A 14,615-nucleotide genomic window follows, 5' to 3' on the forward strand; every position below is an offset into this window, starting at 1 on the left:
TCAGGCTCGAGCTCGGCGACCATCCGAACCGCCCGCTCGCGCAGTTCCTTGGGATACGACGGGGAGCGACGTGTCATGACTCCATCTCCTCAGAAGATCAAGTCTCCGGAAACGCCGGGGCGGTTCAGTCGTGCCAGGGCATGTGTAGGTGGTCGATGGTGCGTTGGGCGCCGTCGGTGGCGAGTACTGCCCAGCGGAGATCATCGGCGTCGGTGTGACGGATCGTGGCGTGGTGGCCGGCCTCACTGGTGGCTTCGGCGATCCAGTAACCGCCATTGGAGTTACGGGCGTGGCGCTCGTTGGCCTGAACGTCGGCGAGGAGCTGCCGGTGGGTCTCGTCGTAGCCGCTCCCCCGCTGCAGCCGCTCGCGGTAGCTCTGACGCTCCGTGGGCGCGATGGTCTCCAGACGCTCGTCACAGAGTCGGATCTCGTGCCCGTCCCGGGTACCGAGGATGATCGTGCTGTCGCCGAGTACGGCGGCGTCGACACCGGCGTCGGTCCACCGCAGCAGCGCGACTGTCGAGGACGGGCCGTCGCCCGGGGTCAGGTCGAGCTCGGCGGACACGCTGTCGATGGCCTCGGCGATGACGGTCCGCAGGTCTCCGGTGCTGAGGCCTTTCCGGAGTGTGTCGAGCAGGGCGTCGACGTAATGCTCTGCTGGTGGAACATCGGGGGCGATGGCGGTGGCGCCGTCGAGAACGATCAGTCCGTTCGGGGTGGCTGCCCAGCGGTCCTGTCCAGGGCCGGTTGCTCCCGGTAGTGATGCGCCGTGGGTGCTCATCGAGGCCATCGTCGCGGAGGAACAAGCACCTTCAGCGTGGCGGGGGTCAGCTCGTCGAACTCACTGCTGAGAACCATGCTGAACGACTCCTCCCCCAGCTCTGCGACGTGCTCGGTGAGGTAGTGCGCGGCCCCCACCGAGCCCAGGGCGTGGAGCCCGGCGATGTGGACGACAACGGCACCAGAGGGCATCACGTGGCGTGCGAGGTAGGCAACGTCGGCCCGACGCGGCTCGGGATCGTCCATCGGGGACACGAACCGCTCACCGGTCTCGTTGTCGACGATCCCCCAGCGGGCACCGTCGCCAATGGTCATGGTGAGCAGCGGGTCGCGCTGCACCAGCCAGTTGCCCACGTGCGCGGACGCCGGCCCGCAGACCACGACAGCGTCTCCGGTGGGCTCCCACTCCTGTAGCGGGTCGATGATCCGCCGCTCGACGGTGAACATCAGGCGCTCGGCCTCGTCGGTCAGCGGACGAACCAAGACCGCCGCCAAGAACAAGCTGCGTGAAATCGTGCGTGCCGTTGAAGACGGCCACGCCGTCGCCGAACACGGCTACACCGTGGAACAGGCGGTCCGTGACTGGCTGACCTACGGCATGACCGGTCGCGCCGAGGGCACGATCGAGACCCGCCGCATCCTCGCCGAACAGCACGTCATCCCGGCTCTCGGTGCGCGCAAGCTACGGGACCTGTCCGCGGAGGACGTCGACCGTTGGCTCGCGAGCAAGGCCCGGGAGCTGAGCACTCGGACGTTGCAGGACATCCGGTCCATCCTGCTCCGGTCGGTCAAGCGCGCCCAGGCCCGGGACAAGGTCCAGCGCAACGTCGTGCTCCTGTGCAGCACTCCGACCGGCCGAACCGGACGCCCGTCCAAGGCACTCACGTTCGCCCAGGCCCGCGCCCTGCTCGAACGCGACGACGCCACCACCTACGGCGCCTACGTCGTCCTGGGCCTGCTGACCGGCGCTCGCACCGAGGAACTGCGCGCGCTCGTCTGAGCTGACGTCGACCTCGTCGGCGACCCGGGCGCCGACCCGCCCGTACCGCCGCACATGAAGGTCTGGCGATCGGTCCGCGTCGACGGCGACACCAAGACCCGCAAGTCCCGCCGGACGATCGCCCTGCCGAGCCGCTGCATCGACGTGCTCCGCACGCAGCGCACCCGGCTGGACCGCCACCGCGCACGGGCCGGTGCCCGCTGGCACGACCACGACCTCGTGTTCGCCTCCGAAACCGGCACCGGCCTCGACGCGGCCAATGTCCGGCGCGGGTTCCGCTGCGTCCTCACCACCGCCGGGATCGACGCGACCGAGTGGACCCCGCGAGAGCTACGCCACAGCTTGTGTCCCTGCTGTCCGACAGCGGCATGACCGTCGACCAGATCGCGCGACTCGTCGGCCACGCCGGCGGCAGCTCCGTGACCGAACTCGTCTACCGCAAGCAGATTCGACCGGTCATCGACGACGGCGCTACCGCCATGAACGACCTGTTCCCGGACGAAGAGCGATAGTCAGGCAGTTGGACAAGCAGCAATCTCAAGAACGACGAAACCCCTGGCCACACTCGGATTTTCGAGCCTGTGACCAGGGGTTTTGACTGTGGGCGATACTGGGATCGAACCAGTGACCTCTTCGGTGTGAAGTCGCGAAACCACCCGACTATCGGTCTCTGACCTCGTCGTATGCGTATGTCGACGTCGTCCCCGGCAGCCGAGCCCAGCCCACGTTGTTGTCAAAGCTGTGTCAGCACAGCCGGACCACGAGCCGACCACGCGACAGCCACGCCGAACGACCCAGGGGACCACCGCGGGCGCGCAGGCCCGGGGCGGGGGTATAGCGACCAGCAAGAACGCCGTCATGGCTCAGCCGGCTCACGGTGTCGCAGCGTGCGCGGGTCGGGGAAGCCGAGGCTGGTGTAGCCGGCCGCTCGTTTGCGCAACGACGACGCCAGGACACCGGTCTCCACGTCGTGATAGTCGTGCACCTCGACCAACACCTTTCCCGGTGCCGGGCGCAGTACGCGTCCCACGTACTGGACAAGCTTGCCCTTGAAGGCGATCGGTGCGGCCAGGAAGAGCGTGTCCAAGGCCGGGCAGTCGAACCCCTCGCCGACGTAGGAGCCGGTCGCGACCACCAGCAACGGGCCATCCTCGGGACGGAGTCGATCGAAGGCCTCCCTCCGTTTCCCGACACCCATTCCACCCTTCAGAACGACCGGGTCGTGTCCGGCATCGCGGAGCAGCTCGGAGAGAAGATCAACGTGGGCGGTCCACTGGGTCAGGACCAGACAGTGACGACCCCGCGCCCGCGCAGCCAGCACGTCGGCGATCAGCTGACGGTTTCGGGCAACGTCGGCCACCAGATCCCGATAGATCGCTGCGATCCCGCCGGGAGCCGACGGGTCCGCGTCGCCTCGGTAGTCGAACCCCGTCAGATGGACGGTCAGCGAACGCTCCGCCACTCCCCCGGCGGCCGCCGCCAAGGTACCCGGCTCCGGTGGGGACATCGTGTGTCGGACGGGCCCGAGCTGCAGCGCGATCAAGTCGTCGAGCTCGTCACGGCGGTACGGAGTAGCGGTCAGCCCGATCCAGCGGCGGGCCCGGACCTGACGAACAGCGTTCTCGAAGGCAGCCGCCGGGATGTGATGACACTCGTCGACAATCACCAAGCCGTACCCGGCGGTGAGCTCCACCAGGTCATCGCGTCGGGCGAGGGTCTGCAGAGTCACGACGTCGATCGTGCCTCGTAGCTTCGTCCGGCCTCCGCCGAGCTGGCCCGCGGTAACGCCGAGATGCTCGGCGACACGAGCCCGCCATTGATCGGCCAGCGCCTTGCGGTCCACCAGTACAAGTGTCGACACGGCGTGCCGCGCGATCAGCGCGCAGGCGATCACCGTCTTGCCTGCTCCCGGGGGAGCCACCAACACCCCCAGATCGTGCTCGACGAGATCGGCGACCGCACTCGCCTGATCGTCGCGCAACATCGCCGTCAGCTCGAACGACTGCCCCGTCCCGGAGGCCCGGTCGTCGACGACCTCAAGGGTGCTGCCGGCCTCCCGGACGACACCGGACACCAGATCGACCAGCCCCCGAGGCAGGACCAGTCGGTTATCCAGAGTCTCGTCGAAGCTGAGCAGGAACCGCGGAACACCCCAGGTGGAGAAACGACGCCGCTGCCGGTCGTAGAAGGCCGGGTTCGACATCGACGCCGCATGCTTCAGCGTGGCCAGCACGGCCGGCGTCATCTCACCCATGTCTACGCTGATGCCTGCACTGATCTTCGCGTGCACGACCGGCGAGGGCTGCGGCTGCGTCCGCGATGCCGTCGCCCGGTTCAACCGCGCCACGGCAGCACCGACCTGTACTGGACGGACGCTCCCGGCAAGGCGATCCACCTCGCGCGGCGACAACCGATTCAGCGAAGACAGGTAGGCCCACTGGTCCTCGTGCGGCTCCATGGTGGCGAGATCAAGGAACACCGTCGCCCCGTCTCGCCGGGAGCGACCCTGCAACGGAGCCGCGATCAAGTTGCCCACCCCACCAGAACCCGGCAGCACATCCTGGGACGGGAACAACCGGTCGTAGCTCGACAGATCCATCCGCCCGCGCAACGCGATGGCCTCACCGAGCAGGCCAGTACCCAGCGCCCGCGCCGTCACAGCAGGTACCGGACCGGCGAAGAAGATCCACACGTGCGCGCCGATCCCCGACCGGGACACCTCCAACGCCGCCGGGACACCGATCGCCCGCGCCGCCTTCAGGTACGATAACGCGTCGAGCATCGCCGACCCACCATCGAAATCCGCGGCGAGCCAATGGCACACGTCGCCGTCGAGCAGCGGGTAGAAGCCGATGTGGACATCACCGGTCAGATGCGCCGCGAGTACCTCATCAGTCATGTGCAGATACGGCCGGCTCGTCCCCTTGCGCCAGCCACCCCGCACCGCCGGCATCCAACCGGAACGGCCACTGCGGACGTTCTCCCACCTGGTCGCATACACGTCCCTGCGCGACGCGAACAACGTTCGGAAGAACCCCACTTTGTCCTGCGCCGACGAGGCCGACGTCACAGGGCCCGGTCGCTCCAGGAACAGCCCCGACTGCGCGGCCCCAGGCGGACGCGCCTGCTCGGGCGTCAACTCCAGCAGACGCCGCAGCCGGGCATTCTCCGCCCTCAGACGTTCCAGCTCGCCGTCCGACAGTTGCGCCGACATGACCACTGTCTCGTCCTACAACTCCAGGCCGCCGAAGGCCGGGGCCAGGACGGAAACCCGCCGGCACAGGTGGCTCACCACAGGCACAACTCCGGAAAGAACCTCGTCAGCAGACCGTCACGAGTCACCAGCCGCAGGCCCGCAGTCCGCGCCGTCGCGACGATCGCCCGATCGAACGGATCCCGGACGTGCACACGCGGAATCTCGACCATCGCCCTGACCACCTCCATCGACAGCGGCAACAGCGAGATCGGCGACGACGGCTCCTCGACCACATCCAGCACAAGTCCCAGAGTCTCGGCGTCGATACTGTCCGAGCGCTTCTCTGCGACATAGACCAGCTCGATCAGCGATACCGCCGACACCGCGATCGCTCCACCTGCGGCCACAACGTCTTCCAGCACCCCACGTGAGGTCGGCGAGAGCAGCTCCGGCGCCGTCAAGTACCAGATCAACGCATGCGTGTCGGCGACAACGGACCGCACCGGCCACTACCCCTCGCTCGGACGCCCGTAACCGCTGTCTCGCCACAACTCATCGGACACCGCATCGAAGTCCTCCAACGACACGACCGGCCGCCCGGGCTTCGCCAGCGCACCGAGCATGCTCCGCCGCGCCGGCCACACGCCCTCGACATGGACCCGGACACGCTGACCAGGCAGCGCAGGAAGACGAGCCAGGTCAGCAGCCGGGATGGTCACGGCCGAATCCTCGGACACCACCAACTCCAGATCGAGTCCCGCGTCACTCATGAGGCCAGCATACGTCGTCCTGACGACGTGGGACCCGTCGCTGTACGCGGCAGAAGCCGGATCGAACACGTTCGAGACGCGACACCAGCGAGTACCAGGTCCTTCTTCGCGACGGGCACCGCCCGGGTCTCCGCCCCACCCGTTCGACCCACTGCTGGCCACGGTTCAGCCGTACAAGATGGCAGACCAGGGCGGCGGCCTCACGACATGAGGGGGCCCCATCGCGCGCCCACGTTGTTGTCGACATCTCAACGCCCATGCCTCTGACCAGCGCCTCTGCCCGCGACACCTTCGGACCGACCGAAGCGGTCACGTTGTTGTCAAAGTTGTGTCAAAAGCAGACGAAACGCCCTTCCTCGAAGATCGAGAAAGGGCGTTTGTGCCGGTGGGCGATACTGGGATCGAACCAGTGACCTCTTCGGTGTGAATGCGGCCAGGCTTGCCGTCCTGGTGCTGCCGTGGCTCGTGCTGGGCGCTGACCTGCGGGGGTCGTCGCGGAGAGTCCTGGCCGGACCCGGCGAGCAACGGTCGGCATGTTCCCTCGATGTTCCTCCTGATCATCGTGAAGGTGACTCCGCGGGTCAACACACGAGCGTCCGCCGGGTGCTCGCTTCCAAGGTGGCTGAGACGCCAGGTCGCGGGAGCCTTCTGGCTGGTCAGCCGTCCGTCGGCGTCCGGTGGAGTGCCGCTGTCCTCATGTGGGTTGCGGTCGCGGTTGTGGTCAGCCTGCAACGGTCGTACTCCTCGGGGCAGAAGGCACCGCCACCCTTGCAGGCATGGCGTTCCTTCAGCTCACCGCGATCGTCGTCGACGACTACGACGAGGCCATTGCCTTCTTCACCGGCTCCCTGGGGTTCGAGTTGGTCGAGGACACCCCGGCACGAACTAACGACGGCCGATCCAAGCGGTGGGTCGTCGTCCGCCCGCCGAGCGCTGAGACAGGGATCCTGCTCGCTCGCGCTGACGGAGAGCGCCAGGCCGCGGCGATCGGGGACCAGCATGCTGGGCGGGTCGGGTTCGTCCTCTGGGACGACGACTTCGACAGCAGGTGCGCGCACATGCGGGCGGCCGGGGTCGAGTTCCTCACCGAACCACAGACAGAGCCCTACGGACGCGTCGTCGTGTTCCGCGACATCGCCGGCAACCGCTGGGACCTGCTCGGCCCTGCGGGCCCAGCCTGAACTACAGCGCTGTGCGGTACCGGCTCAGGTCCACGAAGTCGGGTCGGTGGGTGGCGACCCAGTCGACTATGGCGGCGTACTCGCAGCGGACGGCGTCGGGTCGCTCGTTCATGGCGCGCCCGATCTCCTCCCAGGTGGCGCCTCGGAGCCGGGCCTCGGTGATGGCGTCCCATCGGCCGGCGTGCAGGGACTCGATCAGCTCGTACGTGGTCTGAAGGACGTGGAGGGGGTCGACGGTGCGGGTGTCGCGGAATGCACGGTGGTCGGCGGCGGTGACCTGGCGTCCCTCGGCCTCGGCGACCCGGGCGCCGTAGTCAGCTCCGTTCCAAGCGTTCCAGGTTCGGATGGTGTCGAACATCTGCGAGTAGGTGGGCATGATCCTGGCCTCCGCGACGGTCGTGGGCCTGATGGCCCCGAGTTGAGGGAGCGGGGTGCGTTCCCCCGCCACCGCGCGGAGCGGCGGGACATGGGCTCGGAGGCTCAGGGTCAAGGGGCGGCCGCCAGGCCGTCGGCGCTAGCCCGATGCGTAGCACCCTTGATGCTGAGGGAGCCCGTGTGACGCTTCGGGGCCGTCAGGTCCCCGCCGGAGGCGGTCCATCTGATCTCTCGGCCCGCCCCGGCCTTGAGGGGCATTCCCTCGGCCTCGCGCGGCCGGTCCGGCCGTCCGTTGTGACCGCGGTGGTGCTCGGGCGCCGGCTTCTGCTCGTGGCCGCACTTCCGGTTCGCCCGGCGGTGCGGCTTCTTCGTGTTCGAGCTAGTCCGCGATGGCGGGCGTGCGCGCGCCGGGCGCCGGGCCGGAGGCAGGAGGCGGACGGCAGCGACGCCGCCCGTCCGGCCCGTCAGGGCCGGCTTGAAGACGTAAAGAAAGTCCTCACCGGACACGAGCGGGCTGTGCGTGAGCACGGTCCAGTCTTCCGGCCGACCGATAGGATGGACCTGTGGACAGCGAGAGTCCGGCGCTACGGCTCGCCGGAGAGCTGCTGGCGGATGCGCTACCGGCTCGGTGGCTCCACGTTCAGGCCGTAAGTGCTCAGGCGGTGCTTCTCGGCCCCGCGTTATCCGGCGTCGACGCTCAGATCCTGAGCGATGCAGCAGCGTTGCATGACATCGGCTACGCGCCGGCCACCGCCCGAACCGGTTTCCATCCGCTCGATGGCGCCCGATACCTCGCCGACCTGGGTGTCTCGGATCGAGTAGTCCATCTTGTGGCGCATCACTCATGCGCGATTCGTGAGGCGCGGCTCCGCGGGATCGACGGCATGAGCGAGTTCTTCGATGAAGCAACGCCGACTCGCGATGCGCTATGGTATTGCGACGCCGTTACCGGACCTCGAGGTGAACGGTTCAGCCCCGACGAACGATGGGCAGAGGTGCAGGAACGATATGGCCCGGGTCATATCGTGACGCGCTTCTTGACCGAGGCCGAGACGGACTTGCGCGCTGCGATCCACCGGACGGAGGTTCGGATACTCGCTGCAGGACTCGCGGTTGACCATCCAGAATGAGGTCAAGATCCGACCAGCAGTGACCAGTCTGCCTGGCACTCGCTTCACTCGTGCCCTTCGCGCCGCTGCAGAGTCCGCCCCGTGGGGATCAAGGCGCCGCCTGCGGCGGCGCGGGGCCCGCGCCTCCAGCTCGCTCACTACACCGCCGACCCGTTCGCGGCCGTCGACGCCGGCTACCCGACTATCCTGGATGGCAGCCTGCCTGGCGCGAGTCCGCCTCCCGAGGAGCACGGTAGGGCCACCGCTGGGGCCAGGACGGTAGAATATTGGGCTTCCTCGCTCCCGGGGGCGACGTCGACCTACATAGCGATTACCCGATGGGGCCGCCGCTAACCTGCTCGGCTGCCCCAGCGGTACTGCCGGTCAGCCACTGGGCGACGTCGACGAGTTTGACGTTGGTGTTCTGAGAACTCTGGACCAACATGGCGAACGCGTCGTCGGCGGAGATCCCGAAGCGTTCCATCAGGATGCCCTTGGCCTGCCCGATCATGTCCCGGCTACGCAGGGCCTGCTCGAGCTGGGTCTGGTGACGGGCGCCGGTCAGCGCGATCGCAGCTTGGGCGGCGAACAGTTCGCCGACGACGTGCGAGTCTGGGGTGAAGCTCGCGTGCTGGCTGGAGTACAGGTTCAGGGCGCCGAGTGAGTCCGCGCTGGTGAACAGTGGCAACGAGAGCATGCTGGCCACCCCGTGCGCGGCGGCTTCCGGCGCGAAACGCGGCCAGCGCGCGGCTTCGGCGGCCAGGTCGTCGACCACGACCATGTGGGTTTCCCCCAGCGCGATCACACACGGGCCCTCCCGGTAGGTGGCCTGCAGTTGATCCACCAGGGCGATCCGCTCACTGGTGGGATGGCGCGCGGTGATGGCACCGGCACCGTGGATCAGCGAGATTCCGGCCTGCTCGGCGCTGGGCACCGTCGACACCGCCGCCCCGACGATCGCAGCGAGAGTTTCGTCCTCCGAACGGGCCACCTGCAACGCCCGCGCAGCGGCCGAGAGATCGGCCGCCGACACACCGCTGATGCGGTTCAGGCCGGTCTTGTTCTGCTCCACCATGTCGATGCACCTTCGGTCGAGTCGGGCCGGGGAGCTCAGCAGATGATGCCGGGTGTCGCTACTGGGTGCGGCTGGACACCGGTCCGCTCAGGCGCAGCAGGATCTCGGTGGGCAGGGCGTCGAGTTCGAGGGCTTGGCGTAGGCGGGGGAGGGCCTCGTCGTCGATGCGGGCCCGGATCTCGGTGACCGGGGCGTGCTCGGTGATCGCGAGGTTCAGGTGCAGCTGCGGGTGCGCCCGGTCTCCGGTGAGGACCGCGCGGGCGGTGTGCACTCCGGTGTAGGTCTCGATCTCGGCGGCGACCGCGTGCGCGGCGGCGGTGCTGGCCATGGCGGTGCTGCCCTGCTCTGCGGCGTCGGTGAATCGCCACGTGCCGGGCCGGTGGGCGCGAGCGCGGGTCTGGGCGAGCAGCCACCCCAGACAGAGCAGTCCGACGACCACGCTGAGCGCGATCGCGGCCGCCGGCAGCCAGCCCGGGGCGCTGACCCCGGGCGGGAGTAGCGGGTCCTGCGGGCTCTGGCCCAACAGCGGGGTCAGCACGCCCAGCCCGCGTAGCGCGGCGTAGGCGCCGGCGAGTAGCAGGATCAGCCCGATCAGGGTGAGCAGGCTGCGGTTGAGCCGTGCGGGCCGGTTGGGTGTCGCAGGCGCGGCGGCCTGGCCGGGGCGGGTGGGTGCCATCAGCTGCTCCGGGCGGTGGTGACCCGGACACGGGTCCGGGGGGTGCGGTCCAGGGCAATCGCGCCGAGTTGTTCGTCGACCGCGGTCTCCACCTGTTCGCGCAGGCCGGTCGCGTCGCGCAGCGGCGTGGTGACCGTGGCGCGCACCCGGCGCGGGGTCACTGTCGCCGACGCGGCGTGCACCCCGTCCACGGCCCGGGCGGTGTCGGCGACGGCGTGGCGCAGGCTGTGCGCGGTGGTGCCGGCGGTGCTGTGCTCGGTCGCGGCCAGCGGCACCACCGTCGCCGCGCCGCGCGTCCACGCGCACGCAAGCAGTACCAGGCCCACCACGGCGACGCCCACGCCGGCGGCGAGGACGGCGCCGCTGCCCCACTGCAGGGTCGCGCCGGTGTCAGCGAGGGTGGCGAACGGGATCAGGGGCGGCTGTCCGAGCAGCAGCTGCACGCATGAGGCGACCAGCAATACCGTGGTGGCCAGCAGGACGAGGGCGACGATCGTGGCCGGCAGGACCCGGCGGTGGCGGCGGATCACGTGAGTCTCCGGACCGGTGCGGCGGGGGTGTGCAGGGCGGCGACGGTGATGTCGATGCGGCGGGCGTCGAGCCCGGCCAGGGTGGACAGCCGCTCGGCCAGGTGCTCGCGGACGTGCGCGGTGACCTGCCCGACCGGGGCCGGGTAGAGCACCGACAGCCGCACGGTCAGGGTGGCGACGGTGCCGTCGAGCTGGGCGGTGACCTTGGCGCTGCGGTCGGCGTCGTCGGAGCCGACCGCGACCCCGAGCAGCCGGTTGGCCGCGCCGCCGACCCGGTCCACCTCGCCAGCGGCGTGGGCGGCGAGCTTCTCCACCGCGCCGCGCTCGAACGTGGTCGCTCCCGGCCCCCCGGCGTCGGGACGGAGCCGATGCCGGCCGGAGTCGGTCACCGGTTCCATCGAAGGATTCGTGGCCGTGGCGTCCGGCGAGGCTGCGGGCACGGTCGGGATCGGGCCGGTCATCGCGTCGGAATCGGGCCGGTCGAAAGCGGGGGTGTCGGTGGTACTCATCGGTCCACCCGGTCCCGTCCGACTCCCAGGTCGGACAGGTCGAGGTGTCCGTCGAGGTAGCGCCCGGCCAGCAGGCCGAGGGCACCGAAGATCAGTACGAGGACGAACGCGGCGAAGCCGCCGAACGCGCCGGCGGCGCCGACCGCGAGGCCGAAGATCAGTCCGAGTTGTGTGGCACTGGGGTTCATCGTGAGGTCTCCTTCGCATCGAGTCCGCGAGCGGGCGGCCACGGCGCGGCCGTATCGCCTGGGCGGTCGGTGGGTGGCGGTGGGAACGCGGGTGCGCCCGCCCGCGGCCGCACGGGCTCCGCCCCCGATCCCGACTCCGGCCCCGATGCTGATGCCGGGTGGTCGGGGCCGGTCGGGCTGGTGCGGAGCGGGTCGCGTTCGATCGGGCCGGCGGGCTCGGGATCGCCCGGCAACACGACGTCGGCGATGGTCACGTGCACCGCCAGCGCCCCGGCCTCGGGCGCGACTGCGGCCCGGACCTGTGCGGCGACCTCGGCCACGGTGACCGGGTAACGGGCTACGACGTGGATCTCCACCCCGGACCCGGTCACCCGCACACCGCGCACCCGCCGCCCGGGCAGGTAGGTACCGACCTCGCCATAACGGCCACCGTGTAACCCCGCTACGCTCGGGCAGGCCTCCACCAGCGGGACGAGCCGCTCTGGGTCCGGCCCGAGGGTCGGGCCCTCACCGGGCCCGGCCCCGGTCGTGCGCGGGGTACTCACTGGACGCGCGAGCTCGAGGACGTCCGGCCCTGCTCCCCGGAACGGTGCTCGCCCTCGCCGCTGCCGTCGTTGTCGTCGTCCTCGGAGGGCAGGTGCACGTCGGTCACGCTGATGTTGACCTCGACGACCTCCAGGCCGGTCATCCGCTCCAACGCGGTGATCACGTTGCGCCGGGCCGCGGCGGCCAGGTCGGCGATCGCGACGCCGTACTCGACGACCACGGACAGGTCGACCGCGGCCTGCTTCTCCCCGACCTCGACGTGCACGCCCTGGCTGACGTTGGTGCTCGCCCCCGGAATGCGCTCGCGGAGCGCACCGAGCGCCCGTCCCGCGCCGCCACCGAGGCGGTGGATACCGTGCACGTCCCGCGCGGCCAGCCCGGCGATCTTCGCGACGACCGTCTCGGCGATGTGCGTGGCGCCCTGGCTGCTGGCCAGCGCGCCGCCACCGGTCGACGTAGACACAGACGTGCCCGGCGCCGGGGCCGGCGACTGCGAGGTCGAGGTCGAGGTGGTGGACTGGGTGGTGGGGTTGCTCATCTGGATCTCCTCCATCGTGGATGGTTCGTTCGGTACACGTGGGACACCGGCGGCGGCCGAGCCTCCCGGCCTTGCGGGTCGATCAGGTCCCGCCGGTCCTGGAGTTGTGGATGTAGGTCGCGACAGCGTCGCGGGGGACCCGCAGGTTCTTGCCGAAGCGGCGGCCCGGCAGCGTGCCGGCGTGCAGCAGCCGGTACACCGTGGCCCGGGAGACCCGCAGCTCGGCGGCGACCTCGCTGGCGGTCATGAACTGGTGCGCCTCCCCGTCTGCGGTGTCGCGGGTGGTCATGGCCGGTCGAGAAGGGCGCGGCAGGCGAGCTCGGCGTGCCGGCAGGCTCGCGCGCAGCTCTCGCGGTGGTGCTGGATCGACCGGTGTTCCTGGCACTGCTCGCGGGCGTGACGACTCGCCGTCCAGCACGCGGTCAGCTGGGCCCGGACCACGGCCGGGTCGGTGGCGGTGCGTGAGAGCACCCGGGCGGTGACCGCGGCGATATCGGCGGCATCGAGCAACGCCCGCACACAGCCGCTGAGTTCCTCGACCATCTCCTCGCCCAGGCAAGCGTCCGCGCACGCCGTCGCAGCCTGGGCGCAGTCCTGACACGACACGATCGCCTCGGTCACCACGTCTCGACCGTCGGCAGGAGCCGATGGCAGCGCCGAGAGCATCCGCTCCACGACGCCGTCGCGTTGCGCCGGCATGACCTCCCGCTCGTCGATGTAGCCGTCCATCGGGATCTTCTCCCTACTTTCAGATTTGATCCACCCGGCCATTTGCTCCTGCGCACGGCCGGACGGTGGCGTAGGTCGGTAAACGGCCGGTCCCAGCCGCGTCAACGGACCTATCCACCCACGAAAGCAAAAGGGTTGCGCACGCGATCGCCGACTGGGGTGAGTTCGTCGATTCCGAGCGGTGAGTGCTCCGGCCTGCGATACGCCTCGCCATGAGTGGCTCGGTGCACCTGCGTTTCATGGGCATCGCCAGCATCCATCTTGCGTGGATGGCCGATCATCACCTACGGGAATACCAATCCCCCGGCACCTCCGTGTTCGCGATGAGAGCGATACACCGGGTCCGGGGCGTAAAGCTGAGTTGCGAGCAACTCGAATTATGACGGTAACGCCGCCTCGCCGAGGCTGCAACACGTGCAGCGCCTGCAAAGCCCCTCGGGGTGCATTTGACGCGCCAGTAGGTGGTTCAGCGGCCGGTCGGACCACCACACGGGCTTCGGGCTCAGCCGGTGTCGTGGTTCTCGGTGTGTTCGGTGCTGGCGTCCTGGAGTTGGCGGCGCAGCGATTCCTGCCCGGTCTGGGCGGGGGTGGTCGCGGCGAGGAACTCGCGCATCAGGGCGGTGAAGCGGTGCGGGTCCTCGACGTGGGGGAAGTGCCCGGCGCGGTCGAAGACCTCCAGACGGCTGCCCGGGATCAGGGTGTGCGCGGCGCGGGTGTGTGCCGCGGGGATGACCGGGTCCCGGGAGCCGGCGATCAGCATGACCGGGACGCCGTCGAGGAGGTAGAGGCGGTCGGTGCCCTCCAGGCGCTGCCCGGCCCCGTTCAGCGCGCCGCGCACGGTCTGCACGAACGCGTCGCGGGCGCCGCCGTCGGTGAACGAGGTGAATGCCGTGGCCAGGCCGTCGAGGTCGGCCCCGGACAGTGCGGCAGGTCGTCCGGGCATGAGCCGAGCGGTCTGGTGGGTGAGTCGTGCCAGCCAGCGCGGGGTCAGCGCCGCGGCGGTCTGCAGTACCACGGCGGCGCCGGGCAGGGTGGCTGCGCGCAGGGCGGGGGTGACATCGGCGCCCAGGCCGCCGGAGGAGACCAGCACGACCCGTTCGACGAGCTCGGGGAATTGGTAGGCGAACTGCATCGCTACCCCGCCGCCGAAGGAGTGCCCGACCACCGTGGACCGGTCCAGGCCCAGCACCAGCAGCAGGTCGCGGACTTCGGCGGCGTAGGCACCCAGCGAGTAGTCCCCGCTGGTCGGTTTGGCCGAGGCGCCGTGGCCGAGCAGGTCCACCGCGATCACGTGGGCGTGCTGGCCCAGCTGCGGCAGCACCGGTTCCCACATGTGCGAGCCGCTGGCCAGCCCGTGCATCAGCACCACCGTCGGCCCGCCACTGTCGGCGCCGGCTTCCAGGAAGCTCACGG

The 14,615-nt window shown here is 69.8% G+C and carries 20 protein-coding genes; 5 read left to right on the forward strand and 15 right to left on the reverse strand.

All coding sequences use genetic code 11. From position 1 onward, the window contains the following. Nucleotides 1-124: 124 nt before the first annotated feature. Nucleotides 125-781 carry a hypothetical protein gene (locus tag ACLFMI_RS24025; RefSeq protein WP_410950220.1) on the reverse strand — a complete coding sequence of 219 codons (657 nt, stop codon included), beginning with the start codon at nucleotides 779-781 and terminating at the stop codon, nucleotides 125-127. Then, nucleotides 778-1,275, reverse strand: coding sequence for a hypothetical protein (locus tag ACLFMI_RS24030; RefSeq protein WP_410950221.1), 498 nt, complete (start codon nucleotides 1,273-1,275; stop codon nucleotides 778-780). The genes ACLFMI_RS24025 and ACLFMI_RS24030 overlap by 4 nt, the downstream gene beginning before the upstream one ends. A gap of 19 nt (nucleotides 1,276-1,294) precedes the next feature. On the opposite strand from ACLFMI_RS24030, the gene ACLFMI_RS24035 reads away from it, so the two are divergent. From ACLFMI_RS24035 to ACLFMI_RS24045, 3 genes are read left to right on the forward strand one after another with little or no spacing between them, the layout of a single operon-like run. Further along, on the forward strand, nucleotides 1,295-1,780 hold the full coding sequence (locus tag ACLFMI_RS24035) for a hypothetical protein (protein WP_410950222.1): 486 nt from the start codon (nucleotides 1,295-1,297) through the stop codon (nucleotides 1,778-1,780). A gap of 54 nt (nucleotides 1,781-1,834) precedes the next feature. After that, nucleotides 1,835-2,152, forward strand: coding sequence for a hypothetical protein (locus ACLFMI_RS24040; RefSeq protein ID WP_410950223.1), 318 nt, complete (start codon nucleotides 1,835-1,837; stop codon nucleotides 2,150-2,152). Then, nucleotides 2,149-2,292 carry a hypothetical protein gene (locus tag ACLFMI_RS24045; RefSeq protein WP_410950224.1) on the forward strand — a complete coding sequence of 48 codons (144 nt, stop codon included), beginning with the start codon at nucleotides 2,149-2,151 and terminating at the stop codon, nucleotides 2,290-2,292. The genes ACLFMI_RS24040 and ACLFMI_RS24045 overlap by 4 nt, the downstream gene beginning before the upstream one ends. A gap of 344 nt (nucleotides 2,293-2,636) precedes the next feature. On the opposite strand, the gene ACLFMI_RS24050 is transcribed toward ACLFMI_RS24045, so the two are convergent. The 3 genes from ACLFMI_RS24050 to ACLFMI_RS24060 form a co-directional block, all read right to left on the reverse strand. Continuing rightward, a complete protein-coding gene (locus ACLFMI_RS24050; protein WP_410950225.1) occupies nucleotides 2,637-4,994 on the reverse strand; it encodes a TOTE conflict system archaeo-eukaryotic primase domain-containing protein in 2,358 nt (785 codons plus the stop codon). 74 nt (nucleotides 4,995-5,068) lie between these two features. Beyond that, entirely contained in the window at nucleotides 5,069-5,479 is a 411-nt protein-coding gene (locus ACLFMI_RS24055) for a type II toxin-antitoxin system VapC family toxin (RefSeq protein WP_410950226.1), read from the reverse strand. Between the two features lie 6 nt (nucleotides 5,480-5,485). Then, complete coding sequence (locus ACLFMI_RS24060) at nucleotides 5,486-5,746, reverse strand: hypothetical protein (RefSeq protein ID WP_410950227.1); 261 nt, start codon at nucleotides 5,744-5,746, stop codon at nucleotides 5,486-5,488. Nucleotides 5,747-6,522: 776 nt separating this feature from the next. Between ACLFMI_RS24060 and ACLFMI_RS24065 the strand changes: the two genes are divergently transcribed. After that, entirely contained in the window at nucleotides 6,523-6,927 is a 405-nt protein-coding gene (locus ACLFMI_RS24065; RefSeq protein WP_410950228.1) for a VOC family protein, read from the forward strand. 1 nt (nucleotide 6,928) lies between these two features. Here the strand turns inward: ACLFMI_RS24065 and ACLFMI_RS24070 are convergent, their stop codons facing one another. Next, nucleotides 6,929-7,303 (reverse strand): hypothetical protein, encoded by a 375-nt coding sequence (locus tag ACLFMI_RS24070; protein WP_410950229.1) that lies wholly within the window; start codon nucleotides 7,301-7,303, stop codon nucleotides 6,929-6,931. Nucleotides 7,304-7,865: 562 nt separating this feature from the next. On the opposite strand from ACLFMI_RS24070, the gene ACLFMI_RS24075 reads away from it, so the two are divergent. After that, nucleotides 7,866-8,432 (forward strand): HD domain-containing protein, encoded by a 567-nt coding sequence (locus ACLFMI_RS24075; protein ID WP_410950230.1) that lies wholly within the window; start codon nucleotides 7,866-7,868, stop codon nucleotides 8,430-8,432. 310 nt (nucleotides 8,433-8,742) lie between these two features. On the opposite strand, the gene ACLFMI_RS24080 is transcribed toward ACLFMI_RS24075, so the two are convergent. The 9 genes from ACLFMI_RS24080 to ACLFMI_RS24120 form a co-directional block, all read right to left on the reverse strand. After that, nucleotides 8,743-9,486 carry a GAF and ANTAR domain-containing protein gene (locus ACLFMI_RS24080; protein WP_410950231.1) on the reverse strand — a complete coding sequence of 248 codons (744 nt, stop codon included), beginning with the start codon at nucleotides 9,484-9,486 and terminating at the stop codon, nucleotides 8,743-8,745. A gap of 58 nt (nucleotides 9,487-9,544) precedes the next feature. Next, nucleotides 9,545-10,162, reverse strand: a complete 618-nt coding sequence (locus tag ACLFMI_RS24085; RefSeq protein ID WP_410950232.1) for an alkaline shock response membrane anchor protein AmaP — start codon at nucleotides 10,160-10,162, stop codon at nucleotides 9,545-9,547. Beyond that, entirely contained in the window at nucleotides 10,162-10,692 is a 531-nt protein-coding gene (locus ACLFMI_RS24090; RefSeq protein ID WP_410950233.1) for a DUF6286 domain-containing protein, read from the reverse strand. Before ACLFMI_RS24090 ends, ACLFMI_RS24085 begins: the two co-directional genes overlap by 1 nt. After that, on the reverse strand, nucleotides 10,689-11,201 hold the full coding sequence (locus ACLFMI_RS24095; RefSeq protein WP_410950234.1) for an Asp23/Gls24 family envelope stress response protein: 513 nt from the start codon (nucleotides 11,199-11,201) through the stop codon (nucleotides 10,689-10,691). The genes ACLFMI_RS24090 and ACLFMI_RS24095 overlap by 4 nt, the downstream gene beginning before the upstream one ends. Then, nucleotides 11,198-11,389 (reverse strand): hypothetical protein, encoded by a 192-nt coding sequence (locus ACLFMI_RS24100; protein WP_410950235.1) that lies wholly within the window; start codon nucleotides 11,387-11,389, stop codon nucleotides 11,198-11,200. Before ACLFMI_RS24100 ends, ACLFMI_RS24095 begins: the two co-directional genes overlap by 4 nt. A 541-nt stretch (nucleotides 11,390-11,930) precedes the next feature. Continuing rightward, a complete protein-coding gene (locus ACLFMI_RS24105; RefSeq protein ID WP_410950236.1) occupies nucleotides 11,931-12,473 on the reverse strand; it encodes an Asp23/Gls24 family envelope stress response protein in 543 nt (180 codons plus the stop codon). An 82-nt stretch (nucleotides 12,474-12,555) separates the two neighbouring features. Next, a complete protein-coding gene (locus tag ACLFMI_RS24110) occupies nucleotides 12,556-12,762 on the reverse strand; it encodes a helix-turn-helix domain-containing protein (RefSeq protein WP_410950237.1) in 207 nt (68 codons plus the stop codon). Next, on the reverse strand, nucleotides 12,759-13,244 hold the full coding sequence (locus ACLFMI_RS24115; protein WP_410950238.1) for a four-helix bundle copper-binding protein: 486 nt from the start codon (nucleotides 13,242-13,244) through the stop codon (nucleotides 12,759-12,761). Before ACLFMI_RS24115 ends, ACLFMI_RS24110 begins: the two co-directional genes overlap by 4 nt. 460 nt (nucleotides 13,245-13,704) lie before the next feature. Then, nucleotides 13,705-14,613 (reverse strand): alpha/beta fold hydrolase, encoded by a 909-nt coding sequence (locus ACLFMI_RS24120; RefSeq protein ID WP_410950239.1) that lies wholly within the window; start codon nucleotides 14,611-14,613, stop codon nucleotides 13,705-13,707. Nucleotides 14,614-14,615: the final 2 nt, after the last annotated feature.

It is taken from the genome of Pseudonocardia nantongensis (assembly GCF_046546495.1).
GTDB lineage: Bacteria > Actinomycetota > Actinomycetes > Mycobacteriales > Pseudonocardiaceae > Pseudonocardia > Pseudonocardia nantongensis.